Here is a 25,501-nt window from a genome sequence, read left to right on the forward strand (position 1 = left end):
GCTCGCTCACTGATGAGACGTCCGGCCCTCCGGAGAAGTTCCCCGGAGCGCTTCCGGAGTGCGCCGGACCGGCCTCTCCCAGAGGCTGCCCAGGTGGGCATGGAGGACGTCTTGGGCCTGCCGCGGGCTGAGGTGGCCGATGAGGACGTGTGCGGTGAGGCCGTCCGCGAGGGCGAGGAGGGTGCGGGCCTCTCGCGGGGCGTCGAGGGGCACCGCGCCGTCGGCGTCCTCGCAGGCTTCCGCGACGAGACGGGCGAACGCCTCCTGCAGGGCCGCGTAGTTCGCCTTCAGCGTCGTGGCGAGTGCCGTGTTGACAGCCGCTTGCGCGACGAAGGCGAGCCAGACCCTGGCTTCGGCACGGTGCTCTTCCCGGAGCAGTGAGATCTCGGTGGCCGCGTGGCCCAGGGCGGACGCGGCCGACTGGGCCGGGCTCCTGACGAGACGGGCCCGCACGCGTTCGCTGATCCTCTCCCCGATGTGCCCGAGAGCGAATACCAGCATCTCTTCCTTGGTGCGAAAGCACCGCTGGACGGCGCCCATCGACACCTGTGCGCGGGCGGCGACGTCGCGCAGGGTCACGCCCTCCAGCCCGCGTTCGTCGGCGAGTCGGCAGACGGCCTCGGCGATGAGATGGCGTCGGCTCTCGTGGTCCACCTGCCTGGGCATGCCCGGTCGCCTCCCTGTTCCACCGCCCGACGTCGTGCCGCCCAGTCTATTCGATGCGAGCGCATCGGTTCCCGGCTATTGTTCCGATGCGAGCGCATCGAAACGAGGACGGGGAGAGATACAGCCATGCAGGACACCTTGTGGCAGAGGTCGGCCGCCGCGCAGGCGGAGGCCGTACGCAGCGGAGCCGCGTCGGCCGTCGAAGTGGTCGACAGCCATCTGGAGCGCATCGCCGCGGTCAACCCGCAGGTGAACGCGGTCACCCAGCTCCTGGCGGAGCGAGCGCGCGAGGCCGCGGCGCACACGGACCGCAGACGGGCGGCGGGCGAGGTGCTGGGGCCGCTCGCGGGCGTGCCGTTCACGGTGAAGGAGACCACGGCGGTCGAAGGCGTACCGACCACCTTCGGCGTGGAGCGCTTCCGCGATCTGGTGGCGGCCGCCGACGCGCCCCCGGTCGCGCGGCTCCGTGCCGCCGGAGCCATTCCGATCGGGCACACCAACGTACCGACCCTGATCCTGGCCGGAATGCACACGCGCAGCGAGCTGTTCGGCGACACGGCCAACCCCTGGGACCGCAGCCGCACTCCGGGCGGCACCAGCGGAGGCGACGCGGTGGCCGTTGCCACGGGCATGGCGGCGCTCGGCCTCGGCAACGACTCCGGTGGCTCGATCCGCATCCCGGCCCAGTTCTGCGGAGTGGCAGGGCTGAAGCCGACCACCGGGCGCTTCCCCGCCGACCACCGCGTGCTCGGCCCGGACGACCCCGGCCCGGCATCCCAGATGCTGGTGACCGACGGCCCGTTGGCCCGGAGGGTGGGTGACCTGAGGCTGGCGTACGAGGTGCTGACCGGCACCGACCCGCGCGACCCGCGGGCCGTACCGGTGCCCGCCTATGGCCCCCCGCTCCCGGGACCGGTGAAGGTCGCGGTCGTAGCGGACCCGGGCGGGCACGGCGTCCACCCCGCGGTGCGCGCAGCCGTCGAGGCCGCGGCCGAGGCACTGCGCGACGCCGGATACGACGTACGGGAGGTGCAGGACGTACCCCGGCTGGAGGAGGCCCTCGACGCGTACGGCCGGATCACCGTGACCGAGTTCGCCCCCACCTGGCCGGCGGTACGCGGGCTGCTCGGCAAGGGCGGGGACCGCTACATCGCGATGACGATGGAGCGGACACCGCCCGCGAGCGCGGACGAGTTCATGAAGCTGATGGGCACCTGGATGAACATCCGCCGCTCGTGGGCCGAATTCCTCGACGAGTACCCGCTCTTGCTCGGCCCGTCGTTCACCGAGCCGCCGGTCGAGCCGGGGCTGGAGTCACGCGACAGGGCCGGCCGGGACCGGGTCGGCGCGGGAATGCGGCTGTGCACCGTGACCAGCTTCGTGGGCGTGCCAGCCGTGGCCGTCCCGACCGGGGCGGCCGACGGTCTGCCGTGCGGAGTCCAGATCATCGGACGTGCCTTCCGGGAGGACCTGTGCCTGGACGCGGCACAGGCGGTCGAGGACCGGCTCGGAGTACTCACACCGATCGACCCGCGCGGGGCCGCCCTGGTGGATTGAGCCTCGGGCCGAGGCCCGGTCAGCCGTCCCGGCGAGTTGAGTACGGGGACCGGCCGGACCTGAGTACGCGCGCGCAGGCGAAGCGGCGTTCGGAAACGCTTGGCTTGTCCCTATGCACGAAACAGCCCCAGCCCAGACCGCCGGCCGCCCGGTGCCGGTGTGGACCACGGTCGTGACCGTGCTCCTGATTCCCGTGGCCTTCTTCTTCGGCGCGTTGGCTCCGATGGCCGAGGAGGACGCCCACCCCCGGACCGTGGCGGTCGTCATTGCCTGCTGGTGGGCGTCCTGGACGGCGACCCCGCTGCTCGTGGTGGCCTCCCGGACGTCCCCCCGCCGTCCCGTCCTGGCCAGGGCGCGCCGTGGGGCGGGGTGGGTCGCGCTGGTCCCGCCGACAGTCGTGATCGTGCTGGTGCTCGGCCTGTAATCCGTCGGCCACCCGGGGCTCGTGAGGGGACGTTCCGGGCCCTGTACGGGCACCGGACGACGCGGGCCGATCCACGAAGATCCCCGGGCACGGCCAAAGTCCCTCCTGGCCCTTCGGGCGGCCGGAGCTACTTTGACGACACTCGCTAGCGGCGGCGGAAGGCCGTCAGCCGCCGGTACGCCTCCAGGCCGTCCGGTACCCACGCCCACTCGCCGTCGGCGACCCGGCGGTCCAGTTCCTCCTGCGACAGCCACGTGTGCCAGTCCACTTCCGACTCCTGCGGAGCCACCGGCAGCACGCACCGCACCTCGTGCACGGACGACCACCAGGCCCCGCCGGGACCCTCGTACAGGAACCTGAACAGCGGCGTCGGCTGCGTCAGGCCCCGGACGCCGAGCTCCTCCTCGGCCTCCCGCAGCGCCGCTCGCGCGTAGCTCTCCCCGGCGCCCAGCACCCCGCCCACGAACATGTCGTAGTGCGCGGGGAACACCAGCTTCGACGCGGTCCGCCGGTGGACGAAGATCCGCCCCCGCGCGTCCCTGGCCTGCACGAACACACACCGGTGGATCAGGCCTCTGGCGTACACCTCGCCCCGCCGGGCCTGCCCGACGACCCGGTCGTCACGGTCCACCACGTCCAGCACTTCATCAGCGGCGCTCACACAGTCATCCAACCACCGCTGTTGACTGGTTACCGCTCCGTAGCCAAGGATCTGCCCCACCACCGACCGGAGGACGGGCAACGCATGACGTACGACGCTGACGTGATCGTGATCGGAGCAGGGCTCGCGGGTCTCGTGGCCACCGCCGAGCTCGTCGACGCGGGCCGCAAGGTCATCCTCCTCGACCAGGAGCCCGAGCGGTCGATAGGAGGGCAGGCGCACTGGTCCTTCGGCGGGCTGTTCTTCGTGGACTCCCCGGAGCAGCGCCGGATGCGGATCAAGGACAACCGCGACCTCGCCCTCCAGGACTGGTTCGGCACCGCCGGCTTCGACCGCGAGGAGGACGCCTGGCCGCGCCGCTGGGCCGAGGCCTACGTCGACTTCGCGGCCGGTGAGAAGCGGTCCTGGCTGCACGCCCAGGGCGTCCGCTTCTTCCCCGTCGTCGGCTGGGCGGAACGCGGCGGCTACGACGCCAACGGCCACGGCAACTCCGTCCCCCGCTTCCACATCACCTGGGGCACCGGGCCCGGTCTGGTGGAGCCCTTCGTACGCCGGGTCCGGGCGGGGGCGGCCCGCGGGCTGGTCCGGTTCGCGTTCCGCCACCGGGTCACCGGACTGTCCACCACGGACGGTGTGGTGGACACCGTCACCGGTGACATTCTTGTGTCATCCGACGCGGTACGCGGCACCGCGAGCAGTCGCGAGAGCACCGGGTCCTTCACCCTGCGGGCCCAGGCGGTGATCGTGACCAGCGGCGGCATCGGCGGCAACCACGACCTCGTCCGCGAGCAGTGGCCGGCCCGACTCGGCACCCCGCCCGAGCGGATGCTCTCCGGAGTCCCGGCGCACGTGGACGGCCTGATGCTCGGCATCGCGGAGGCGGCGGGCGCCAGCCACATCAACAAGGATCGTATGTGGCATTACACGGAGGGCATCGAGAACTGGGACCCGATCTGGTCCCGGCACGGCATCCGCATCCTGCCCGGCCCGTCCTCGCTCTGGCTGGACGCCACCGGCAAGCGGCTGCCCGTACCGCTCTTCCCGGGCTTCGACACCCTCGGAACCCTCGACCACATCATGAAGACCGGCCACGACCACACCTGGTTCGTGCTCAACCAGCGCATCATCGGCAAGGAGTTCGGCCTCTCCGGCTCCGAACAGAACCCGGACCTCACCGGGAAGTCGATCCGCGACGTCATCGACCGCGCCCGCCAGGCGGTCCCCGGGCCGGTCAAGGCGTTCATGGAGCAGGGCGCCGACTTCATCGTCGAGCGCGACCTGTCCGCGATGGTCCGCCGGATGAACGAACTGACCAAGGAGAACCTCCTCGACGAGGACACGGTCCGCGGCGAGATCGTGGCCCGCGACCGAGAGATCACCAACCCCTTCACCAAGGACCTCCAGGTGACGGCCATCCACGGGGCGCGCAAGTACCTCGGCGACAAGCTGATCCGCACTGCGGCCCCCCACCGCATCCTGGACCCCAAGGCGGGCCCGCTGATCGCCGTCCGGCTGTCGATCCTGACCCGCAAGTCGCTGGGCGGCCTGGAGACCGATCTGTCCTCCCGCGTCCTGACACCGGCGGGCGAACCGCTCCCCGGCGTCTACGCCGCCGGGGAGGCGGCGGGCTTCGGCGGCGGCGGCGTCCACGGCTACCGCGCCCTGGAGGGCACCTTCCTCGGAGGCTGCGTCTTCTCCGGCCGGGCGGCGGGCCGCGCGGCGGCGCGGGCGGTCTCCTGACCCCGCCCGCGGCGCCGGGCCGGGCCCCACCCTGCCCGGCCCCGCCCCCTCCCGTCAGGCCAGCCGCTCCACCACACGGAACCGCTCCGCCACCACCTGAGTGTCGTCGTCCACCGTGTGGTGCGGGCCGCCGGGTTGGGCCTGCGGCGGCACGCCGTTCCAGAACCGTTCGTGCGCGGCACGCCATTCGGCCACCGACGCGAAACCCTCTCCCTCGTCCCGCGCGTGCCGCAGGTCCACCTCGGCCAGCCGCAGCACCCGTACCTCCGTCATTTCCAGGACCGCCAGCGGACGCTCCCCGGAATCCACCAGCACCGTACGCCCGCCTGCCACCGGCAGCGGTTCGCCCTCGGCCTCGTACTCCCGCAGCAGCTCCGTCGACGCCGTCTTCGCCCCGCTCAGCACCGCCGCCACCAGTCGGTCGCGCTGCGGCCCGGGGAAGCCCAACAGGTACGGCTGGAGATCGTCGTGGTGGGTCATGCGCCCACCCTACGCACCTCCCTCCCCTGCGCGCCCTTCTTGCCCGAATCGCCACAAGCCCCCCAACTCACCCGGTCACCGCACCAGTTGAAACTCGCCACGCGCCGGCCTGGACCTTGACGCGGAGCTGTGCGTACCGCTTTGCTGTGCGTGATCATCCGTATCGCTTACGGCATGATCCAGCCGTACGAGCCAGACCAACTCCGTGCGTGCTCCCACGTACGTCGTCCACCCGCGCCCGCGTCCTGGAGGGAATCCGCGGATGTCCCCGCCTCCGCCGCCCCTCGGCCGCGCCCGCAAACGGGACGCCCAGCTCTTCGACCCCGCCCTGTGCGACATCGAACTGGTCGACGTACGCGGCCAGTTCACGCAGGGACGCTGGTCCAAGGCCCGTACCCTGCTCGTCGGCACCGGCGACGACTGGGACCGCCGCGGCCACCGGATCGTCGTCCTCGCCGAGACCCCGGCCGCCACCGCCTGGGCCCGCGAATGGCTGCTCGCCGAACCCGACAGCGCCGACGCCGCGACCCTCCTCGCCTGCGCGTCCGTCTTCACCGCCCTGCGCCGCAAGGGCAGCCCCGAGGCCGCCGAGGAGGCCTGCCGCCGCGCCGCCGGCCTGCTCCCCGCCGACCCCACCCCCTGGCTGGGCCTGCTCATGCTCACCCGCGCCTTCGGCACCGAGGAGGAGTTCAGCCGTCACTTCGACCAGGTGCGGGCCCGCCACCGCGAGCACCACCACGCCCACCACCTGATGGTCGCCCGCCTCGCCGAGCGCACGCCCGCCTCCGGCCACGACCCGCTCCACGAGGTCTACGACTTCGCGGCCTGGGCCGCCGAGGAGTCCCCGGCCGACTCCCCGCTGGCCGTGCTCCCCGTCATCGCCCACGCCGAGCGCTACCGGGTCCTCGCCGCCGCCCACGGCCACACCAGCCCCGAGGCGGTCACCGAGCACTGGTCCGGCCGCCGCGCGCGCCAGGTGCTGCGCTCGGCCTTCGACTGGTGGCTGGAGTGGGAGCGCGAGGACCACCCCCGCAACCGGGTCGACCTCAACTTCCTCGCCCACGCCAAGCTCAGCGAGGGCCGCCCGGCCGAGGCCGCCGCGCTCTTCCACCGCATCGGCAGCCACGCCACCCCCGCTCCGTGGTCCTACCCGGACCGCGACCCGCACAAGGCCTTCCTCGCCGCGCGCAGCGCCGCGCTCGGCACCGCGTAGGCACCGCGTAGGCACCGCGCGGTCGCCGCCCGGACACCGCACCGCTCACACAGCGCTTGACCACCGCTCGCTCGAGACCGCTCCCCGAAAGGACCCCCGCCATGCCGACGGGCAGATCCACCACGCTCACCGAACCGGACCCGGCCGAGATCCGCACGTACAAGGGCCAGGACCGGGCCCTGCGTGCCGACCGGCTCGGCACCGCCGGCCTGCTGCTCTCCGTACTCGCCGCCAGCGCGCCCCTGATGGTCGTCGCCGGTGTCATGCCCACGATCTTCGGCGTCATGGGCATCGCCGGACAGCCGCTCCTCTACGTGATCCTCGGCGTCGTCCTGGCCCTGTTCAGCATCGGCTACGCGGAGATGAGCCGGCACGTGCACAACGCCGGGGCCTTCTACGCGTACATCGCGCGCGGCCTCGGCCCCACGGCCGGCTCCGCCGCCTCGCTCGTCGCCCTCGTCGCGTACAGCGCCATGCAGGTCGCCGTCTACGGCATCCTCGGCTTCGAGGTTTCCGGCCTGTTCGCGACCTACCTCGACACCGAGCTGGCCTGGTGGATACCGGCGCTGATCGCGGTCGCCGCCACCGGCGCGCTCGGCTGGCTGAAGATCGACCTCAACGCCAAGGTGCTCGGAGTCCTGCTCCTCATCGAGGTCGCCCTCGTCGTCATCTTCGACGTCGCCGCCCTCGGCAAGCCCGGCCCCGAAGGCCTGTCGCTGAGCGCCTTCGACCCCGCCACCCTCGGCGGCGCCGGCCTCGGCACCGCCCTGTGCTTCTGCATCGCCGCCTTCGTCGGCTTCGAGCAGTCCCCGGTCTACGCCGAGGAGACCAGCAAGCCTCACATTGTGGTGTCACGTGTGATGTTCCTCGCCGTCGGCTTCGCCGCCGTCTTCTTCGCCTTCAGCGCCTGGGCCCTGACCGTCGCCGCCGGCCCCGGCGAGATCGTCAAGACGTCCGCCGAAGCCGGACCCGGTCTGCTCTTCACGCTCACCGAGAGCCGCCTCGGCGCCACCTTCACCGACGTCCTGCACGTGCTCTTCGTCACCGGCATGTTCGCGGCCATGCTCAGCTTCCACAACGTCGTCGCCCGCTACGCCTTCGCCATGGGCCGCGAGGGCCTGCTCCCGGCCCGCTTCGGCCGGACCAACCCCGGCACCGGCGCCCCCGCCACCGGCTCCCTCCTCCAGACGGTCGTCGCCGCCCTCGTCGTCATCCTCTTCGCGCTGACCGACGACATGCCGACCGGCGACCCGACCGCCCCCGTCCTGCACCTGTTCACCTGGATGGGCAGCGTCGGCGCCCTCGGCGTGACCGTCCTGATGGCCGCCGCCTCCGTCGCCGTCATCGCCTTCTTCGTCCGCCGGGGCACCGCCGGCGCCCAGATCTGGCGGCTCGCCGCGGCCGGCATCGCCGGCCTCGCCCTGATCGGCATCGCCGTCTACACCGTCAAGGACTTCGCCGTCCTGGTCGGCGCCGAGCAGGGCTCCGCGCTCAGCTGGGCGCTGCCCGCCATCGTCGCCGTCGCCGCACTGGCCGGCCTGGTCCACGGGCTGCTCCTGAAGTCCCGCCGACCCGAGGTCCACGCCCGGATCGGCCTGGGCAACGAGGCCTTCCGGCTCGACCAGGCCGCGGAGTCCACCCCGCGAGACTGAGGCCCGTAGCCTCGCATTCGTGCCTTCGAGAAGCCCCCGGCGACCGTTTCCATGGTCGCCGGGGGCTTCCGTGCGCATGGCCGGATTTTGGAAGGTGGCGGAACCCCATGGTCTCCTGGTGCGACCACATCACCGGATCCCGTCACATGTGACACCACCCAGCTCACCTGCGCGGCGATCCGGCCTGCCGTCCTTTCACCCACGAAGGCGAAGTCATACATGAGTGACCGCACCTTGACCGAGGCTCCCGCCCCGGCGTCTTCCCGCCATGTCGACGCCGGCGACGAGGGCTACAGCAAGGACCTCAAGTCCCGCCACATCAACATGATCGCGATCGGCGGAGCGATAGGCACCGGCCTGTTCCTCGGAGCCGGAGGCCGGCTCGCCGGCGCCGGACCCTCCCTCGCCATCGCCTACGCGGTCTGCGGCGTCTTCGCCTTCTTCGTGGTCCGCGCCCTCGGCGAGCTCGTCCTCTACCGCCCGTCCTCCGGCGCCTTCGTCTCGTACGCGCGCGAGTTCATGGGGGAGAAGGGCGCCTACACGGCGGGCTGGCTGTACTTCCTCAACTGGTCGACGACCACCGTGGCCGACATCACGGCCGCCGCGACCTACGCGCACTTCTGGGCGATGTTCAGCGACGTCCCGCAGTGGATCCTCGCGTTCATCGCGCTCGCCGTCGTCCTCACCGCGAACCTGATCTCGGTGAAGTACTTCGGCGAGATGGAGTTCTGGTTCTCCCTCGTCAAGGTCGCCGCCCTGGTGATCTTCCTGCTCGTCGGCATCTACCTCGTCGCCACCAGCCACGAGATCGGCGGCCACACCCCGGGCCTGGCCACCATCACCGACAACGGCGGCATCTTCCCGACCGGCATGCTCCCGATGCTCCTGGTCATCCAGGGCGTGGTCTTCGCGTACGCCTCCGTCGAGCTCTGCGGAGTCGCCGCGGGCGAGACCGAGAACCCCGAGAAGATCATGCCGAAGGCGATCAACTCGATCATGTGGCGCGTGGGCCTCTTCTACGTCGGCTCGATCGTCCTGCTCGCCCTGCTGCTCCCCTACACCGCGTACTCCTCCTCGCAGAGCCCCTTCGTGACCGTCTTCGACAAGCTCGGCATCCCGGGCGCCGCGGGCGTCATGAACCTGGTCGTCCTGACCGCGGCCCTCTCCAGCCTGAACTCCGGCCTCTACTCCACCGGCCGCATCCTGCGCTCGATGGCCATGTCCGGCTCCGCCCCGAAGTTCACCGGCGTCATGAACAAGGGCAAGGTGCCCTACGGCGGCGTCCTGTTCACCGCCGCCTTCGGCGTCGCGGGCGTCGTCCTGAACTACTACATGGAGGAGGAGGCCTTCGAGATCGTCCTGAACTTCGCCTCGCTGGGCATCCTCGGCACCTGGGCGATGGTCATGCTGTGCTCGCTCCACTTCTGGCGCCGCGCGAAGCAGGGCCTCCTGGAACGCCCCTCCTACCGGCTGCCCTGGGCCCCGTACACCCAGATCGTCACGCTGGTCTTCCTCGCCACGGTCCTGGTCCTGATGTGGTGCGACGGCGGCGTCGGCCGTACCACGGTCCTGTGCGTCCCGCTCATCGGCGCCGCCCTCGTCGGCGGCTGGTTCCTGGTCCGCGGCCGCGTGGCCGCGATCGCCGCGTCCCGCGGCTGACCCACCCCACCGCCCACGAGGCCCCCGGGCCGGGATCCGCTCCCGGCCCGGGGGCCTCGTCGTCCCCAGCCCGTCCCCGCCCACTCCGCCGGAAAACGAAGAAGGACCCCGCCGAAGCGGGGTCCTTCTCTCTCTGTGTCCGAGGGGGGACTTGAACCCCCACGCCCGATAAAGGGCACTAGCACCTCAAGCTAGCGCGTCTGCCATTCCGCCACCCGGACAAGGTGTCTGTCTCGCGTCCCTCGCGGGCCGTTCCGACGTGGAAAACATTACCAAACATTCCGGGGGCCCCGATCACACCCCCCGGTGACCTGGATCGCCCTTGGGGAGAGCGGCCCGGAGCGGGAGGATGGGGGAGGCAGTCGGCACTGATCAGTGGGAGGAAGCAGCGTGAGCGAATCGGGCGCGGGCAGGACCGTCTCCGGCGAGGACGAGGTCGTCGACCTCTGCCGGGACCTCATCCGGATCGACACCAGCAACTACGGCGACCACTCGGGTCCGGGTGAACGCAAGGCGGCCGAGTGGGTCGCGGAGCAGCTGGCCGAGGTGGGGCTGGAGCCGCAGATCTTCGAGTCGCACAAGGGGCGCGCCTCGACCGTGGCCCGGATCGAGGGCGAGGACCCGTCGCGGCCGGCGCTGCTGATCCACGGGCACACCGACGTGGTCCCGGCCAATGCCGCCGACTGGACCTACGATCCCTTCGCCGGCGAGATCGCCGACGGGTGCCTGTGGGGCCGCGGCGCGGTCGACATGAAGGACATGGACGCGATGACGCTGGCCGTCGTCCGCGACCGCATGCGCAGCGGGCGCAAGCCGCCCCGGGACATCGTGCTGGCCTTCCTCGCGGACGAGGAGGCCGGCGGCGTCTACGGCGCCCGCCACCTCGTGGACAAGCACCCCGGGCTCTTCGAGGGGGTCACCGAGGCGATCGGCGAGGTCGGCGGCTTCTCCTTCACCGTGAACGAGAACCTGCGGCTCTACCTCGTCGAGACCGCCCAGAAGGGCATGCACTGGATGCGGCTCACGGTGGAGGGCACCGCGGGCCACGGGTCGATGACCAACAACGACAACGCCATCACCGAGCTGTGCGAGGCCGTGGGGCGGCTCGGGCGCCACACCTGGCCGGTGCGCGTGACCAAGACCGTACGGTCCTTCCTCGACGAGCTCTCGGACGCGCTCGGAACCCCGCTCGACCCGGACAACATGGACGCCACCCTCGCCAAGCTCGGCGGGATCGCCAAGATGGTCGGCGCGACGCTGCGCAACTCGGCCGCTCCGACGATGCTGGGCGCCGGGTACAAGGTCAACGTCATCCCCGGCCAGGCCACGGCCCATGTGGACGGCCGCTTCCTGCCGGGCTACGAGGACGAGTTCTTCGCCGACCTGGACCGGATCCTCGGCCCCCGCGTGAAGCGGGAGGACGTGCACGCGGACAAGGCCCTGGAGACGGACTTCGACGGGAAGCTCGTCGACGCCATGCAGAGCGCCCTCAAGGCGGAGGACCCGATCGCCCGAGCCGTCCCCTACATGCTCTCGGGCGGTACGGACGCGAAGTCCTTCGACGACCTCGGCATCCGCTGCTTCGGCTTCGCGCCGCTGCAGCTGCCGCCGGAGCTGGACTTCGCCGGGATGTTCCACGGCGTGGACGAGCGGGTGCCGGTCGACGGTCTGAAGTTCGGCGTGCGGGTGCTCGACCGGTTCATCGACCACGCCTAGGAATCGGAAAGGCGTACGGATTCCACTGAGAAGAGTGAATGCGCTCATACGCTCGTAGCCCCGGTGGCAACTCCTCGTTACAGGTGGTGCGGTCCGCGGCTGGGACCGCACTTGCCTACTAGGAGGAACAATGCTCAAGAAGGTTGTCGCCGCTGCGGCTGCTACCGGTGGTCTGGTTCTCGCGGGAGCGGGTCTGGCCGTCGCCGACGCCGGCGCCCAGGGTGCGGCAGTCCACTCCCCCGGTGTCGCGTCCGGCAACGTCATTCAGGTCCCGGTGCACATCCCGGTGAACGTGTGCGGTAACACGATTAACGTGATCGGCCTGCTGAACCCGGCCTTCGGCAACACCTGCGTCAACGCCTGACGCGTCTGAAGTCCTGGCCCCGGAGCGCATTCCAGCGCTCCGGGGCCACCAGGCTTTCCGGCCCGAAAAATCGCCATGGCCGGCGTACGAGGCAGGGGAACCCGTGGGCCGGCCGAAACGTACACAACAGGGGACGACGAGTGCAGATGCGACGACAGGTTCAAGTCACCAGGAAGACGCTGATCACCATGGCGGCCGCGGGGGGTGTCCTCGCGCTGGGCGGTGGTTACGCGCATGCGGAATCCGGAGCTTCCGGACAGGCCGCGAACTCCCCGGGCGTGCTGTCCGGGAACAACGTACAGGCGCCGGTGAACGCGCCGGTCAACGTCTGTGGCAACACGGTTTCCGTGATCGGCCTGCTGAACCCGGCCTTCGGGAACAGCTGCGCCAACAACTCGGGTAACCCGGGTAACCCCGGTAACCCGGGTAACCCCGGTAACCCGGGTAACCCCGGCAACCCGGGTAACCCCGGCAACCCGGGTAACCCGGGTAACCCGGGTAACCCCGGCAACCCGGGTAACCCCGGTAACCCTGGCAATCCGGGTAACCCCGGCCACCCCGGTAACCCCGGCCACCCGGGTAACCCCGGCCACCCCGGTAACCCGGGCAACCCCGACAACCCGGGCGGCGGGGACGAGGAGCCGTGCGACGAAGAGCCGGGCAAGCCCGGCAAGCCCGGCGGGCACAACCCCGGCAAGCCCAGCAAGCCCGGTACGCCGGGGACGGAGAAGCCGGTCACGCCGGGCACCTCCACCACCCCCGCGACGGGATCCGTCACGCCCATCAGGACGGACAGGGCCGTCGCTGACGCCTCCAGCCAGGGGGCGGAGCTCGCCGCCACCGGATCCGGTGACGTCCTGACGGCAGGTGTCCCGCTCGCGGGCGGCCTGCTGCTGGGCGGCGCGGTGCTCTACCGGCGGGCGCGCAACGCCGCCTGACGGGCATTCACGACGCGGGCTCCGTTCCAGGGGCCCGCGTCACCATGTGGCGCGGACCTGGCGGATGATCCGCCGCCGCAAGCGCACCCGGCGGCTTCCGTCGCGGTGCAACGTCAGGCGGTCGAGTTCCCAGTGGCCGTACTCGGCGTGGTCGGTCAAGAGTCGGGTCGCCTCCTGGCGGGGGACCCCGCGAGGCACGTACACGTCGACGAATTCGTATTCCGGCATCGCATCTATTGTGCGGGGAGAGGCCCGCTACGGATAGCGTCTGCTCCATGTCTGATGCCGCTCTGCCCACTGTTGCCGAGGTACGCGCCGCCGCCGAGGTGGTCAAGTCCGCTCTCGACCGCCACCTCGCCGCGGTCGAGAGCAGGGTCGGGGACGAGGACCCGGCCGTCTACGCCGCCTTCAACGAACTCGCCGCCGCGGCGGAGGAGTACGACGAACTCCTCTACGACCGTTACGACGAGGTCACCCCCTTCGAGATCCCGACACCCGATGAGGGTGTCCCGTACACCGGCCCCGCCGAGCCCGCCGCCTTCAGCGTGCTCATCCGCCGCGACTACGCCGTCGTCGAACCGGCCCGGCTGATCGCCCAGGCCGAGCGCGTCGCCGCGCACGACCAGGATGCCGAGCTCGCCGACGACGGCAGCACGGCCGGGGCGCTCGGCGTGCTCTTCGGGGAGTACGAGCCCGACGAGATCGCCTCCCGGTACAAGGAGTTCGGCCTGGAGGAAGGCGACTCCACCCTCTGGATCGCGGCCCTGGAGGAGGTCGCGGAACCGGGGGACTGGCTCGACTCGCCCTTCGGGCAGACCGACGCCCAGGACGTCCTGCACCGGTTCGACGTGAGCTCCGTCTTCGACGAGGAGCCGGAATACGCCGAGGACGCCGAGGACGCGGAGGACCACGCGGTCGACGCGGACGAAGCGGACGACGAAGAGACCGCCGAGCCCGGTATGGCACCGGCCTGACGCCCGCGCCGTGCCCCGGCCCGTGCCGGGCGGGGGCACGGCTACGGCTGGGGCTCTTCGGCGGCCGCCGCCAAGGCCCGCAGCAGGGCCGTCAGCCGGGTCGTACGCGGCTTGGGCAGTACGTTCGCCACCGCGTTCGGCAGCGCCTGATCCACCCCGTGGACGACGGAAAGGTGCCGCTCGGCCCGCCCGAAGGCCGTGTACACCCAGTCCCGCGACAGGGCCTGTGCCGCGTCGCCCGGAAGGACGACGACCACCGCCGGCCAGCGCGCGCCGACGGCCTGGTGCGCCGTCACCGCCCAGCCGTGCCGCACCTGCGACTCCACCCGCTCCTGCGGTACGACGACCCGTGCCCCCGCGATGTCCAGGTGCAGCCCCTGAGCGTCGGCCGACACCACCCGGGCTGGCAGCGCCCGCCCCGGAGACGGCACGTGGACGGCCCGGTCGCCCGGGTCGAAGCCGCCGAACCGGCCGGGGCCGGGGTTCAACCGCTCCTTGAGGGCCGCGTTCAGCGCCCGGGTCCCCGCCGCGCCGCCATGGCCGGGCGTGATGACCTGCACGGCGTCCGCCGGGATCGCGAAGGCGCGCGGCACCGACTCGGCGACCAGCTGCACGGTGCGGTGCACCGCCTCCCCGGCGTCGCGCACCGGGACGATGACGACTTCCTTGCCGGGAGCGTCGACCCGGTTCAGCTCCCCGACCCCGACGCCCGAGACCAGCTCGCCGAGCGGGCCGGGATCGGGCGTACGGGAGACCACCACGGGGCAGAAGAGAGCCGCCAGCACATCGGCGAACACCCGCCCGGGCCCGGCGGATCCGAGCACGCCGGGGTCCCCGGACAGCACCAGCCGGGCCCCGTCCGGCACGGACTCGACCAGCGCGGCCGCCGTCTCCACGTCCAGCTGCGGCGCGTCCAGCACCACGAGGAGGTCCAGCGCGAACCGCCCGTCGGCGTCCCGGCCGGGTCCCTCGGCCCCGGCGAGCAGGCCGGCCACCGTGACGGCGCCCTCGGCGGGCGCGTGCGCGGCCAGGCAGGCCCGCAGCCCCAGCTCCCGGGCGGCCGCCACCAGGGCCCGCGGCTCGGCGCGGGCGGCCTCGCCGCCGGTGTGGGCCACCAGGCCGTGGGCGGCGGCCGCCCGGATCAGCTCGGAGCCGGGTCCGGTGGCGGCCTTGTCCCAGTCCGCCGGGTCGCCGAAGGTGCCGGCCAGCCGGGCCAGCCCGTCGGCCAGGCTCTCCTCGGCCAGCGCGTACTCCTCCAGGCCCACGAGGACGCGTACGGGCTGCTCGGTGTCGTCGGTGTCCTGCGCGACGGGGGTGGCGTCGGCGAGCGGTTCGTGGAACACGAGCACGGCGCCCTCGCCGATGGCCTGTTCGAGGGCCCCGGCGGGCTCCGGTACGCCGTACTGGGCCAGGGCCTTCTCCAGGAGCGGGGCGTCGAGGGCGGTGTGCCCCTTGACGGCGGCCTGGGCCAGCAGCCAGCCCACCAGGGCCGCGCTGCGGCGTTCGTCGCCGGGACCCGCCGCCGGGCCCAGCAGGGCCTGCGCGAAGCCGTCCGCCTGGGCCGGGCGCACCCCGGGGACCGCCAGCAGCCGCCAGGGGTCCTCGGTGAGCGCCTCGGCGGCGCCGTCGCCGAGGGCCGTGGCCGCCGGGGCGGCCAGAGGCTCGGGGGCTCCGCCGCGCGCCAGGACGGCGCGTACGGCGTCGACGTCCCCGACGGAGGGCGCCGGAGCGGGAGCCGGGGCCGGGGCCGGGACCGGACGGGAGGGAGCCGGGGCCGCCTTGCGCGGCGCGGCCGGAGCCTCGTCGAAGTACACGGGGGCGGACGGCTTCGCGCCGCTCTCCACGGCCCGTACGGCGGCCAGCAGATCGGCGGCCCGGCCGCTGAGCTTGCCGCCCGCCTCGACGGGAGCCTCCCGCTCCGCCTTCCGCCGCGCGATCCGCTCCCGCTCGAGCTTCTGCGCGGCCAGCTCGGCGGCCGCCTCGCTCAACGCGGGCGCGGGCCCTTCCGGGGGCGTACCGGCGGAGCCGTCGGCCTCCGTCCCGGGTTCGGCGTCGGCCGCGCCGGCCCGCGTCCCCGAGTCCACGGAGCCGTCGGGCTCCGCCTCCACCTCACCCACGCAGACCTCAGGGCCGGCCGGGTCGGTGGGGACGTGGGGCTCCGCCCCGGATTCCTCGTTCGTACGGGGTGCGGGCCCCGGTTCGGCGTCGGCCGCGCCGGGGTCCGGCGCCGGGTCCGCCGCGCCGTCCGCCGGGGGTGAACCGTCGGGCTCCGCCCCGGCGTTGGCGTCCGCGTGTGGCGCGGACCTCGCCCCCGCCTCGGCCGCGCCACCGGCCTCAGGGCCGGCCGGGTCGGTGGGGACGTGGGGCTCAGCTCCCGGTTCCGTGTCCGCCGTCGGCGCGGGCACCGGGTCGGGGGACGGGTCCGCCTTGGGCGCCGGGGCGGCGGCAGGGGTCGGCGTGTCCCCGGGTTCTTCCGCGGCAGCGGCTCGGCGGTCCGTACTCACAGCGTGCTCCAGTCCTGGTCGGGGTAGCGGTGCACGGGCGCCGAAACGTCGTCCAGCGCCTGGCAGATCTCCCCCGGAAGACTAAGGGCCTCCACCGACAGCGCCGCCCCCAGCTGTGTGGACGTCCGGGCTCCGACGATCGGCGCGACCACCCCCGGCCGGTCCCGGACCCACGCCAGGGCCACCTCCAGCGGGGTCACGGCCAGCCCCCGGGCCGCCGTCGCCACCGCGTCCACGATCCGGCCCGCCGCCTCGTCGAGGTACGGATCCACGAAGGCGGCCAGGGACTGCGACGCCCCCCGGGAGTCCGCCGGCGTGCCCTCCCGGTACTTGCCCGTCAGCACGCCGCGGCCCAGCGGGGAGGAGGGGAGCAGGCCGATCCCGAGATCGAGGGCGGCCGGCAGGACCTCCCGCTCCACGCCCCGCTGGAGGAGGGAGTACTCCATCTGGGTGGAGGCGAGACGGGTCCGTACGCCGGGGGCCGCCAACTGCCAGGTCGCGGCCTTCGCCAGCTGCCAGCCGCAGAAGTTGGAGACCCCCGCGTACCGGGCCCGGCCGCTGCTGACCGCCAGGTCCACGGCTTGCAGGGTCTCCTCCAGCGGGGTCGCCGGGTCGAAGGCATGCACCTGCCACAGGTCCACGTAGTCGGTGCCCAGCCGGTCCAGCGAGTCGTCCAGCGCGGACAGCAGATGTCCGCGCGAGCCGTTGAACCGCCGGTCCGGTTCCGGCACGCTGCCCGCCTTGGTCGCGATGACCAGCTCCCGGCGCGGCACGAGCCCGCCCACGAGCCGCCCCAGGAGGTACTCCGCCTCGCCGCCGCCGTACACGTCGGCCGTGTCGACGAGCGTGCCGCCCGCCTCCCAGAACGTCTTCAACTGCTCGGCGGCGGTCTCCTCGCCGGTGTCGCGGCCCCAGGTCAGGGTGCCGAGGCCGATCCGGGAGACGCGCAGTCCGGTGCGGCCGAGATGCCTCTGCTCCATGAGCGCTGAGACTACTGGGGCACTGCCGTGGGAGAGCCGGGCGCGCTAGAGTCCCCGCAGACCTACGTTACTGATCGGTAAACGGCACACCGTAAGGGGACGACACATGCGGCTCGGCATCAATCTCGGCTACTGGGGCGCTGGCATGGACGCCGACAACCTCGCCGTCGCCCAGGAGGCGGACCGCCTCGGCTACGACGTCTGCTGGGCGGCCGAGGCCTACGGCTCCGACGCGGCCACCGTGCTCGCCTGGGTCGCCGCCCAGACCGAGCGCATCGACGTCGGCTCGGCCATCTTCCAGATCCCGGCCCGCCAGCCCGCCATGACGGCCATGACCGCCGCCACCCTGGACTCGCTCACCAAGGGCCGCTTCCGCCTCGGCCTCGGCGTCTCCGGACCGCAGGTCTCCGAGGGCTGGTACGGCGTCAAGTTCGACAAGCCGCTCGCGCGGACCCGGGAGTACGTGGAGATCGTCCGCAAGGCGATGGCCCGCGAGCGCCTCTCCTACGAAGGGCAGCACTGGACCCTGCCGCTGCCCGGCGGCCCCGGCAAGCCGCTCAAGCTGACCGTGCACCCGGAGCGCGAGCACATCCCGCTCTACATCGCCGCCATCGGGCCGAAGAACCTCGAGCAGACCGGCGAGATCGCCGACGGCGCCCTGCTGATCTTCCCGGCCGCCGAGCACCTGGAGGAGACGGCCCTGCGCCACATCCGCGCGGGCCGCGAGAAGGCCGGACTCACGATGGACGGCTTCGACGTCTGCCCGACCGTGCCGCTGGCCGTCGGCGAGGACGTGACCGCGCTCGCGGACACGTTCCGCCCGTACACCGCCCTCTACGTCGGCGGAATGGGCAGCCCGAAGCAGAACTTCTACAACCAGCTCGCCCAGCGCATGGGCTACGAGAAGGAAGCCGCCGACATCCAGGCCAAGTACCTGGGTGGCGACAAGACGGGCGCGGCCGCCGCCGTCCCGCACTCGCTGATCGACTCGACCACCCTGCTCGGTTCCGTGGAGCGGATCGCGGACGGGATGCGCGCCTACGCGGAGGCCGGGGTCACCACCCTCACGCTCGCCCCGGCCGGATTCACCCTGGACGAGCGGATCACCGCCCTGCGCGTCGGCACTGAGGCCCTGGAGCGCGCGGGCGTCGCCTGACACCCGCCGGTCGGCACATGGATTCTCTGCCGGACTCTTCCGCCGGATTCTTCTGCGGCCGTGGTGGGGGCTCGGGGGTCTTCCCCGCCACGGCCGACACCGCCAACAACGCGTACCGGTGCCCCCGGGTTACGCCCTGGGCCCCACCCGGTCGCTTCGTTCATTCGGGCGAAGAGTGCGACGTATCGGTTGCCCGCGCGGCGGATCCGCCCTTGACTCGTTCCATGCTCTCTGCCCGCAGCCTGTTCCAGGAGATCGTCGAGCACGACGACTCCTTCCAGCTGTTCTGCTCCATCGCCGCCAGCGGGGAGTGCCAGGGCGGCTGGGAGAACGCCCGGATCGCCGCCCTCGTCCCCGAAGGCATGAGCGATCTCGCACCCAAGATCACCCGGCACGGCGCCGACGAGGACAAGCACGGCCGGATCTTCCAGGCACTGCTGCGCAAGCGCGGCCTGCCCGCCGTCCCCGTACCGGCCGAGACCGACTACACGATGCTGCTGGAGCGGCGCGGCATCGGCCTCGCGCACGACAAGCTGCGCCGCGAGGAGCCGCTGACCGAGGAGGACATCGTCGTCTACCTCGCGCACAGCCGGGTCACCGAACAGCGCGCCGCCGACCAGATGGAGATGCTGGTCAAGCACTTCGGGAACCACCCCGAGGTGGGCAAGGCCATCCGCATGATCAGCCACGACGAGGACAACCACCTCGCCTACTGCCACGAGGAACTGCTGCGCCTCGCCGCCGAGGGACACGGCCGGACCATCCAGCGCACTCTTCGGGACAGCGCGCTCGCCGAGATCGCCGTCTACCGGGACGTGAGCCTCGCCGTCATGGCCCACATGGGCAGGCTGCTCCACTGGCCCGCCCCCAAGGCCGCCGCACTCGCCGCCGGCATCCGCGCGATGTACGGGTACGAGCGTTTCAGCGGCTGGCACCGCATGGTCGCCCTGCGCATGCCGCAGCGCCGCGACGCGCTGGGCGGCGCCCCCGTGCCCGCGGCGGAGTTCGGCTGAGGCCGGGCGTCGGCTACAGCCAGCCGCGGCGCTTGAACATCCGGTACAGGCCCAGGCACAGGCCGGCCATCAGCACGACCACCGCCGGATAGCCCCAGCCCTGCCTGAGCTCCGGCATGTGCTCGAAGTTCATGCCGTAGACCCCCGCGAGCATCGTCGGCACGGCCGCCATCGCCGCCCAGGCGGAGATCTTGCGCATGTCGTCGTTCTGCCGGACCCCCATCTGCGCCAGATGCGCGGCCAGCGCGTCCGACAGCAGCCGGTCCAGGCCTTCGACGTACTCGTTCGCCTTCGTCAGGTGGTCGGCGACGTCGCGGAAGAACGGCTGGGCCTGCTCGTGCACGAAGGGCACCTGCCCGAAGGCCAGCCGGTCCATCGGCTGGAGCAGCGGACTCGTCGCCCGCCGGAACTCCAGCACCTGCCGCTTGAAGCCGTAGATCCGGGCGGCGGTGTTCTTCGCGTCCTTGGCGTTCGGCGCGAAGACCTCCGCCTCCAGCTCCTCAAGATCGCCCTGGAGCTCGGCGGCCACGTCGATGTAGTGGTCGACCACCGCGTCCGAGACCGCGTACAGCACGGCCGTCGGGCCGTGCCGCAGCACCTGCGGGTCCTGCTCCAGCCGGCGCCGTACGGCGGCCAGCGCGGCGCCCTCGCCGTGCCGGACGGTGACCACGAAGGAGTCGCCGATGAACACCATCAGCTCGCCCGTCGTCACCGTGTCCGCGTCGTCGTCGTAGAGCACCGGCTTGAGGACCACGAACAGCGAATCGTCGTACACCTCCAGCTTCGGACGCTGGTGAGCCGTCAGCGCGTCCTCGACCGCCAGCGGGTGCAGCCCGAACTCCCGGCTCACGTGATCGAATTCCTTCGCCGTCGGCTCGTGCATGCCGACCCAGACGAAGGCGTCACCGGTCGCCCGCGCCTCGTCGAGGGCGTCCGAGAAATCCTCGGGAGCCTCGGAGCGGCGGCCGTCCCGGTACATCGCGCAGTCGACAATCACCCGGCGCATTCTCCCCTGCCCCGGCCGCACCCGCACGCCACCGCCGTGCCACCCCCTCGCCCGCCGGGGATTACGGGACAGCCCTTAGGCTGGGCCCCATGGCCACGCTGATCCTCGTACGACACGGGCGGTCCACCGCCAACACCGCGGGCTTGCTCGCCGGATGGACCCCGGGGGTGACCCTCGACGAACGCGGCGCGGAACAGGCCGCCGCACTGCCCGGACGGCTCGCCGGGGTACCGCTCGCGGCCGCCGTCACCAGCCCGCTGGAGCGCTGCCGCGAAACCCTGGCCCCGCTGCTCGCGGCCCGGCCGCAGCTGCCGCTGCACACCGACGAGCGGATCGGCGAATGCCACTACGGCGACTGGTCGGGCCGCAAACTCTCCGAGCTCTCCGACGAACCGCTGATGAAGATCGTCCAGCAGCACCCCTCGGCGGCAGCCTTCCCCGGCGGCGAGTCCATGCGCGCCATGCAGGCGCGCGCCGTGGACGCCGTACGGGAATGGAACGCGCGGATCGAGGAGGAGCACGGCAGCGACGGCGTCTTCCTCATGTGCTCGCACGGCGACATCATCAAGTCCCTTGTCGCCGACGCCCTCGGCATGCACCTCGACCTCTTCCAGCGGATCCACGTCGACCCCTGCTCGGTCACCGTCATCCGCTACACCCCCACCCGGCCGTTCCTGCTCCGCCTCGGCGACACCGGCGACTTCGGCCTGCTCGTCCCGCGGCCGGCGCCCTCTCCCGAAACGGTTTCCGAGGAGGGCGGCAACGCCGTCGTGGGCGGCGGCGCGGGCGCGGCCTGATCGAACGGCGCAGTAGGGTGGCAGGGCCCACATCCGTGCGCAGCCCTGCTCCCGCCCGAGACTTGGAGACTGGACGTGCCCCGTCAGGTGTTCCTTTACGACCCGCCGGACCGCTTCGTGGCCGGCACGGTCGGTCTGCCTGGGCGCCGTACGTTCTTCCTCCAGGCCTCCGCCGGCTCCCGCGTCACCAGCGTCTCCCTGGAGAAGACCCAGGTCGCGGCGCTGGCCGAGCGGATGGACGAACTCCTGGACGAGGTCGTACGGCGCACCGGCGGCAACGCCCCGGTCCCCGCCGTCGCCTCCACGGAGGCCGTCGACACCGCGCCGCTCGACGTCCCGGTCGAGGAGGAGTTCCGCGTCGGCACGATGGCGCTCGCCTGGGACGGCGAGGAGCAGCGGATGATCGTCGAGGCGCAGGCGCTCGTCGAACTCGAAGCCGACTCGGACGAGGATCTCGCCGAGGCGGAGGAGCGCCTGCTCCAGGACGAGGAGAACGGCCCGCCGATGCTGCGGGTGCGGCTGTCCGGTGCCCAGGCCCGGGCCTTCGCCAAGCGGGCCCTGGATGTGGTCAACGCCGGCCGCCCGCCGTGCCCGCTGTGCAGTCTCCCGCTCGACCCCGAGGGGCACGTGTGCCCCCGCCAGAACGGGTACCGGCGCCAGGTGTGAGCGTCGTGACCCCGATCGAGGAACTGCTCACCCGCGGTGAGCTCACCGTCCGCGGACGCATAGCCGAGGCGTCCAACGCCGTACTGCTGTGCACGGTGACATATGAAGGCCGCAGCGTCGACTGCGTCTACAAGCCCGTCAAGGGCGAGCGCCCGCTGTGGGACTTCCCCGACGGCAACCTCGCCGGGCGCGAGCGCGCCGCGTACCTGGTCTCCGAAGCCACCGGATGGGGTCTCGTCCCCACGACCGTGCTGCGCGACGGCCCGTACGGCGAGGGCATGGTCCAGCACTGGATCGACGCCGGAGAATCGCCGGAGGCCGGACTCCTCGCGCTCGTCGACGGCGAGGAGGCGGGGGAGGGCTGGAAGCCCGTCGCCTTCGCCGAGGTCGGCGAGGGCCGCACCGCCCTGCTCGTGCACGCCGACGACCCGAGGCTGCGCCGCCTCGCCGTCCTGGACGTCGTGATCAACAACGGCGACCGCAAGGGCGGCCACCTGCTGCCCGCACCCGACGGCCGGCTCTACGGCATCGACCACGGCGTGACCTTCCACACCGAGGACAAGCTGCGCACCCTGCTCTGGGGCTGGGCGGGGGAGCCGCTCACCGACGAGGCGCGGGCCGTGCTGCTGTCCCTGGAGGACACGCTGGCCGACGGGGGCCCGCTCGCCACCCGGCTGGCGGAACTGATCACCCCGGCCGAGCTGGACGCCGTACGGGCCCGCGTAGCCCTCCTGCTGCGCAACGGGACACACCCGAAGCCGTCCGGACAGTGGCCCGCGATCCCCTGGCCACCGGTCTGAACCGGCGTGTCGCCCGTACCCGCCGGACGCACACAACCAGCCGGACCGCAAGGATGCGGATCAAGCCAACAGTGCTGGTCCGGTTCGTATCCGGAACACTCGTCCGGTTAGTCTCGAGGCATGCATGCCTGGCCCGCTTCTGAGGTCCCCGCCCTGCCTGGCAAGGGCCGCGACCTCCAGATCCACGACACCGCGACCCAGGGGACGATCACCCTCGACCCCGGTCCCGTCGCCCGTATCTATGTCTGCGGTATCACTCCGTACGACGCGACCCACATCGGTCACGCGGCGACCTACAACGCGTTCGACCTCGTCCAGCGCGTGTGGCTCGACAACAAGCGGCAGGTCCACTACGTCCAGAACGTCACGGACGTGGACGACCCGCTCCTGGAGCGGGCGCTGCGCGACGGGCACGACTGGACCGAACTCGCCGAGCGCGAGACGGCCCTCTTCCGCGAGGACATGACCGCCCTGCGGATGCTGCCGCCGCAGCACTACATCGGCGCCGTCGAGGCCATACCCGGCATCGTGCCGCTGGTCGAGCGGCTGCGCGACGCGGGAGCCGCGTACGAACTGGACGGCGACACCTACTTCTCGGTGGAGTCGGACCCGCACTTCGGCGGCGTCTCGAACCTCGACGCCGAGGCGATGCGGCTGCTGTCCGCCGAGCGCGGCGGCGACCCGGAGCGCCCGGGGAAGAAGAACCCGCTCGACCCGATGCTCTGGATGGCCGCACGGCCGGGCGAGCCCAGCTGGGACGGCGGCTCGCTGGGCCGCGGCCGGCCGGGCTGGCACATCGAGTGCGTCGCGATCGCGCTGGACCACCTCGGCATGGGCTTCGACATCCAGGGCGGCGGTTCCGACCTGGCGTTCCCGCACCACGAGATGGGCGCCTCGCACGCGCAGGCGCTGACGGGCGAGTTCCCGATGGCCAAGGCGTACGTCCACGCGGGCATGGTCGCCCTGCACGGCCAGAAGATGTCGAAGTCCAAGGGCAACCTGGTCTTCGTCTCCTCGCTGCGGCGCTCCGGGGTCGACCCGGCCGCCATCCGCCTCGCCCTGCTCTCGCACCACTACCGGGCCGACTGGGAGTGGACGGACGACGTCCTGACGGACGCGGTGGCCCGCCTAGAGCGGTGGCGCGCGGCCGTGTCCCGGCCGGACGGCCATGCGGCCGACGCCCTGGTGGAAGAGGTCCGCGACGCCCTGTCGCGCGACCTGGACGCCCCGGCCGCGCTGGCGGCCGTCGACCGCTGGGTCGAGCGGCAGCTCGCCTCGGGCGGCGACGACGAGTCCGCTCCCGGCCTGGTCTCCCGCACGGTGGACGCCCTCCTGGGCGTGGCGCTGTAGCCGCCTGCGGACCGTAGCCGGGGGCGCTTCCCCCGGCCCCCCGCGCCTCGATCTCCCCCAGCTACCGCTGGGAGGTGCCCCCTGGCGGGGCTGATCTTGCCCTCCGGGCAATCCAGCCCCGCCGGGCGGAGCCCCGGCTACGCCTCCGGGGGCGTCTCGTCCTCGTCCGGGGTCACGGCCGGCGGCGGGGGTTCCTCCCCGGAGGGGTCCGGCTTGCGCTTCGGCGGACGCGGCAGGCCGCTGGAGGGGTCCCGCAGGTACGACCCGTCACCCGGCTCCGTGGCTGCGGCGGACGGATCCCGCCGCCGCAGGTACCGCTCGAACTCCCGCGCGATCGCGTCCCCCGACGCCTCCGGCAGATCGGCGGTGTCCCGCGCCTCCTCCAGCGTCTGGACGTACTCCGCCACCTCGCTGTCCTCGGCGGCCAGTTGGTCCACGCCCAGCTGCCACGCCCGCGCGTCCTCCGGCAGCTCTCCCAGCGGGATCCGGATGTCGATCAGATCCTCCAGCCGGTTGAGCAGCGCCAGCGTCGCCTTCGGGTTCGGCGGCTGCGACACGTAGTGCGGAACCGCCGCCCACAGCGAGACCGCCGGGACACCCGCGTGCGTACACGCCTCCTGGAGCACGCCGACGATCCCGGTCGGACCCTCGTACTTCGTCTCCTCCAGGTCCATCGTCCGCGCGAGATCCGCGTCCGACGTCACACCGCTCACCGGCACCGGCCGCGTGTGCGGGGTGTCCCCGAGCAGCGCGCCCAGGATGACCACCATCTCCACGCCCAGTTCGTGCGCGAAGCCGAGCAGCTCGTTGCAGAACGACCGCCACCGCATCGACGGTTCGATACCGCGCACCAGCACCAGGTCGCGCGGCTTCGCGCCGCCGATGCGGACCACCGACAGCCGTGTCGTCGGCCAGGTGATCTTCCTGACCCCGTTGTCCAGCCACACCGTCGGCCGGTTGACCTGGAAGTCGTAGTAGTCCTCGGCGTCCAGTGCCGCGAAGACCTCTCCCTTCCACTCCCGGTCCAAGTGCGCCACCGCACCGGAGGCGGCGTCACCCGCGTCGTTCCAGCCCTCGAACGCGGCCACCATGACCGGGTCGATCAGCTCGGGCACGCCCTCAAGCTCGATCACCCAGGTCTCCTTCCGAAGTTCCTTGCCCACATGGGTCAGCCTAAGCCTTGGG

At 72.3% G+C, this 25,501-nt stretch carries 24 protein-coding genes and 1 tRNA gene; 16 read left to right on the forward strand and 9 right to left on the reverse strand.

Going from position 1 to position 25,501, the window contains the following annotated elements; translation table 11 throughout:
* Window positions 1-6 precede the first annotated feature (6 nt).
* Entirely contained in the window at window positions 7-666 is a 660-nt protein-coding gene (locus ACWDYJ_RS23205; RefSeq protein WP_451567505.1) for a TetR/AcrR family transcriptional regulator, read from the reverse strand.
* Between the two features lie 126 nt (window positions 667-792).
* On the opposite strand from ACWDYJ_RS23205, the gene ACWDYJ_RS23210 reads away from it, so the two are divergent.
* Window positions 793-2,223, forward strand: a complete 1,431-nt coding sequence (locus tag ACWDYJ_RS23210; RefSeq protein ID WP_451567506.1) for an amidase — start codon at window positions 793-795, stop codon at window positions 2,221-2,223.
* Window positions 2,224-2,335: 112 nt separating this feature from the next.
* Window positions 2,336-2,647 (forward strand): hypothetical protein, encoded by a 312-nt coding sequence (locus ACWDYJ_RS23215; RefSeq protein ID WP_451567507.1) that lies wholly within the window; start codon window positions 2,336-2,338, stop codon window positions 2,645-2,647.
* 145 nt (window positions 2,648-2,792) lie between these two features.
* On the opposite strand, the gene ACWDYJ_RS23220 is transcribed toward ACWDYJ_RS23215, so the two are convergent.
* Complete coding sequence (locus ACWDYJ_RS23220) at window positions 2,793-3,308, reverse strand: NUDIX hydrolase (RefSeq protein WP_451567508.1); 516 nt, start codon at window positions 3,306-3,308, stop codon at window positions 2,793-2,795.
* Window positions 3,309-3,392: 84 nt separating this feature from the next.
* Between ACWDYJ_RS23220 and ACWDYJ_RS23225 the strand changes: the two genes are divergently transcribed.
* Entirely contained in the window at window positions 3,393-5,048 is a 1,656-nt protein-coding gene (locus tag ACWDYJ_RS23225) for an FAD-binding dehydrogenase (RefSeq protein WP_451567509.1), read from the forward strand.
* Between the two features lie 54 nt (window positions 5,049-5,102).
* Here ACWDYJ_RS23225 and ACWDYJ_RS23230 read toward each other — a convergent pair whose 3' ends face one another.
* A complete protein-coding gene (locus tag ACWDYJ_RS23230; protein ID WP_451567510.1) occupies window positions 5,103-5,528 on the reverse strand; it encodes an ASCH domain-containing protein in 426 nt (141 codons plus the stop codon).
* 262 nt (window positions 5,529-5,790) lie between these two features.
* On the opposite strand from ACWDYJ_RS23230, the gene ACWDYJ_RS23235 reads away from it, so the two are divergent.
* The 3 genes from ACWDYJ_RS23235 (at window position 5,791) to ACWDYJ_RS23245 (ending at window position 10,052) form a co-directional block, all read left to right on the forward strand.
* Window positions 5,791-6,741, forward strand: coding sequence for a hypothetical protein (locus tag ACWDYJ_RS23235; protein ID WP_451567511.1), 951 nt, complete (start codon window positions 5,791-5,793; stop codon window positions 6,739-6,741).
* 101 nt (window positions 6,742-6,842) lie between these two features.
* Window positions 6,843-8,393 carry an APC family permease gene (locus tag ACWDYJ_RS23240; RefSeq protein WP_451567512.1) on the forward strand — a complete coding sequence of 517 codons (1,551 nt, stop codon included), beginning with the start codon at window positions 6,843-6,845 and terminating at the stop codon, window positions 8,391-8,393.
* 219 nt (window positions 8,394-8,612) lie between these two features.
* A complete protein-coding gene (locus tag ACWDYJ_RS23245) occupies window positions 8,613-10,052 on the forward strand; it encodes an amino acid permease (protein ID WP_451567513.1) in 1,440 nt (479 codons plus the stop codon).
* 136 nt (window positions 10,053-10,188) lie between these two features.
* Here ACWDYJ_RS23245 and ACWDYJ_RS23250 read toward each other — a convergent pair.
* Window positions 10,189-10,273: transfer RNA gene (locus ACWDYJ_RS23250), tRNA-Leu, on the reverse strand.
* Window positions 10,274-10,442: 169 nt separating this feature from the next.
* Here ACWDYJ_RS23250 and ACWDYJ_RS23255 point away from each other — a divergent pair.
* The 3 genes from ACWDYJ_RS23255 to ACWDYJ_RS23265 all read left to right on the forward strand — a co-directional run bounded on the left by ACWDYJ_RS23255 (window position 10,443) and on the right by ACWDYJ_RS23265 (window position 13,070).
* Window positions 10,443-11,768 (forward strand): M20/M25/M40 family metallo-hydrolase, encoded by a 1,326-nt coding sequence (locus ACWDYJ_RS23255; RefSeq protein WP_451567514.1) that lies wholly within the window; start codon window positions 10,443-10,445, stop codon window positions 11,766-11,768.
* Between the two features lie 130 nt (window positions 11,769-11,898).
* Entirely contained in the window at window positions 11,899-12,132 is a 234-nt protein-coding gene (gene chpH, locus ACWDYJ_RS23260; RefSeq protein WP_451567515.1) for a chaplin ChpH, read from the forward strand.
* A gap of 146 nt (window positions 12,133-12,278) precedes the next feature.
* Window positions 12,279-13,070, forward strand: coding sequence for a chaplin (locus ACWDYJ_RS23265; protein ID WP_451567516.1), 792 nt, complete (start codon window positions 12,279-12,281; stop codon window positions 13,068-13,070).
* A 39-nt stretch (window positions 13,071-13,109) separates the two neighbouring features.
* Here the strand turns inward: ACWDYJ_RS23265 and ACWDYJ_RS23270 are convergent, their stop codons facing one another.
* Window positions 13,110-13,298: a DUF5703 family protein gene (locus ACWDYJ_RS23270; protein ID WP_249765309.1), complete on the reverse strand. Its 189-nt coding sequence runs from the start codon at window positions 13,296-13,298 to the stop codon at window positions 13,110-13,112.
* Window positions 13,299-13,345: 47 nt separating this feature from the next.
* Here ACWDYJ_RS23270 and ACWDYJ_RS23275 point away from each other — a divergent pair, with 47 nt between their 5' ends.
* Complete coding sequence (locus ACWDYJ_RS23275) at window positions 13,346-14,044, forward strand: hypothetical protein (RefSeq protein WP_451567517.1); 699 nt, start codon at window positions 13,346-13,348, stop codon at window positions 14,042-14,044.
* Window positions 14,045-14,085: 41 nt separating this feature from the next.
* Here ACWDYJ_RS23275 and ACWDYJ_RS23280 read toward each other — a convergent pair whose 3' ends face one another.
* Entirely contained in the window at window positions 14,086-16,449 is a 2,364-nt protein-coding gene (locus ACWDYJ_RS23280) for a helix-hairpin-helix domain-containing protein (protein ID WP_451567533.1), read from the reverse strand.
* A gap of 95 nt (window positions 16,450-16,544) precedes the next feature.
* Entirely contained in the window at window positions 16,545-17,528 is a 984-nt protein-coding gene (locus ACWDYJ_RS23285; protein WP_451567518.1) for an aldo/keto reductase, read from the reverse strand.
* 106 nt (window positions 17,529-17,634) lie between these two features.
* Between ACWDYJ_RS23285 and ACWDYJ_RS23290 the strand changes: the two genes are divergently transcribed.
* Together ACWDYJ_RS23290 and ACWDYJ_RS23295 are read left to right on the forward strand one after the other, a co-directional pair.
* Window positions 17,635-18,684 (forward strand): LLM class F420-dependent oxidoreductase, encoded by a 1,050-nt coding sequence (locus tag ACWDYJ_RS23290; protein ID WP_451567519.1) that lies wholly within the window; start codon window positions 17,635-17,637, stop codon window positions 18,682-18,684.
* 224 nt (window positions 18,685-18,908) lie between these two features.
* Window positions 18,909-19,697, forward strand: a complete 789-nt coding sequence (locus ACWDYJ_RS23295; protein ID WP_451567520.1) for a ferritin-like domain-containing protein — start codon at window positions 18,909-18,911, stop codon at window positions 19,695-19,697.
* Window positions 19,698-19,710: 13 nt separating this feature from the next.
* Here ACWDYJ_RS23295 and corA read toward each other — a convergent pair whose 3' ends face one another.
* Window positions 19,711-20,703 (reverse strand): magnesium/cobalt transporter CorA, encoded by a 993-nt coding sequence (gene corA, locus ACWDYJ_RS23300; protein WP_451567521.1) that lies wholly within the window; start codon window positions 20,701-20,703, stop codon window positions 19,711-19,713.
* Between the two features lie 89 nt (window positions 20,704-20,792).
* Here corA and ACWDYJ_RS23305 point away from each other — a divergent pair, with 89 nt between their 5' ends.
* The 4 genes from ACWDYJ_RS23305 (at window position 20,793) to mshC (ending at window position 24,316) form a co-directional block, all read left to right on the forward strand.
* Entirely contained in the window at window positions 20,793-21,500 is a 708-nt protein-coding gene (locus ACWDYJ_RS23305) for a histidine phosphatase family protein (RefSeq protein ID WP_451567522.1), read from the forward strand.
* 75 nt (window positions 21,501-21,575) lie between these two features.
* Window positions 21,576-22,166 carry a DUF3090 domain-containing protein gene (locus tag ACWDYJ_RS23310; protein ID WP_451567523.1) on the forward strand — a complete coding sequence of 197 codons (591 nt, stop codon included), beginning with the start codon at window positions 21,576-21,578 and terminating at the stop codon, window positions 22,164-22,166.
* A 5-nt stretch (window positions 22,167-22,171) separates the two neighbouring features.
* Window positions 22,172-22,966, forward strand: a complete 795-nt coding sequence (locus tag ACWDYJ_RS23315; RefSeq protein WP_451567524.1) for an SCO1664 family protein — start codon at window positions 22,172-22,174, stop codon at window positions 22,964-22,966.
* A gap of 120 nt (window positions 22,967-23,086) precedes the next feature.
* Complete coding sequence (gene mshC / locus ACWDYJ_RS23320; protein ID WP_451567525.1) at window positions 23,087-24,316, forward strand: cysteine--1-D-myo-inosityl 2-amino-2-deoxy-alpha-D-glucopyranoside ligase; 1,230 nt, start codon at window positions 23,087-23,089, stop codon at window positions 24,314-24,316.
* Between the two features lie 137 nt (window positions 24,317-24,453).
* Here the strand turns inward: mshC and ACWDYJ_RS23325 are convergent, their stop codons facing one another.
* Window positions 24,454-25,449: a PAC2 family protein gene (locus ACWDYJ_RS23325; protein WP_451567526.1), complete on the reverse strand. Its 996-nt coding sequence runs from the start codon at window positions 25,447-25,449 to the stop codon at window positions 24,454-24,456.
* Window positions 25,450-25,501 lie beyond the last annotated feature (52 nt).

The organism is Streptomyces sp. NPDC003042, assembly GCF_053591315.1.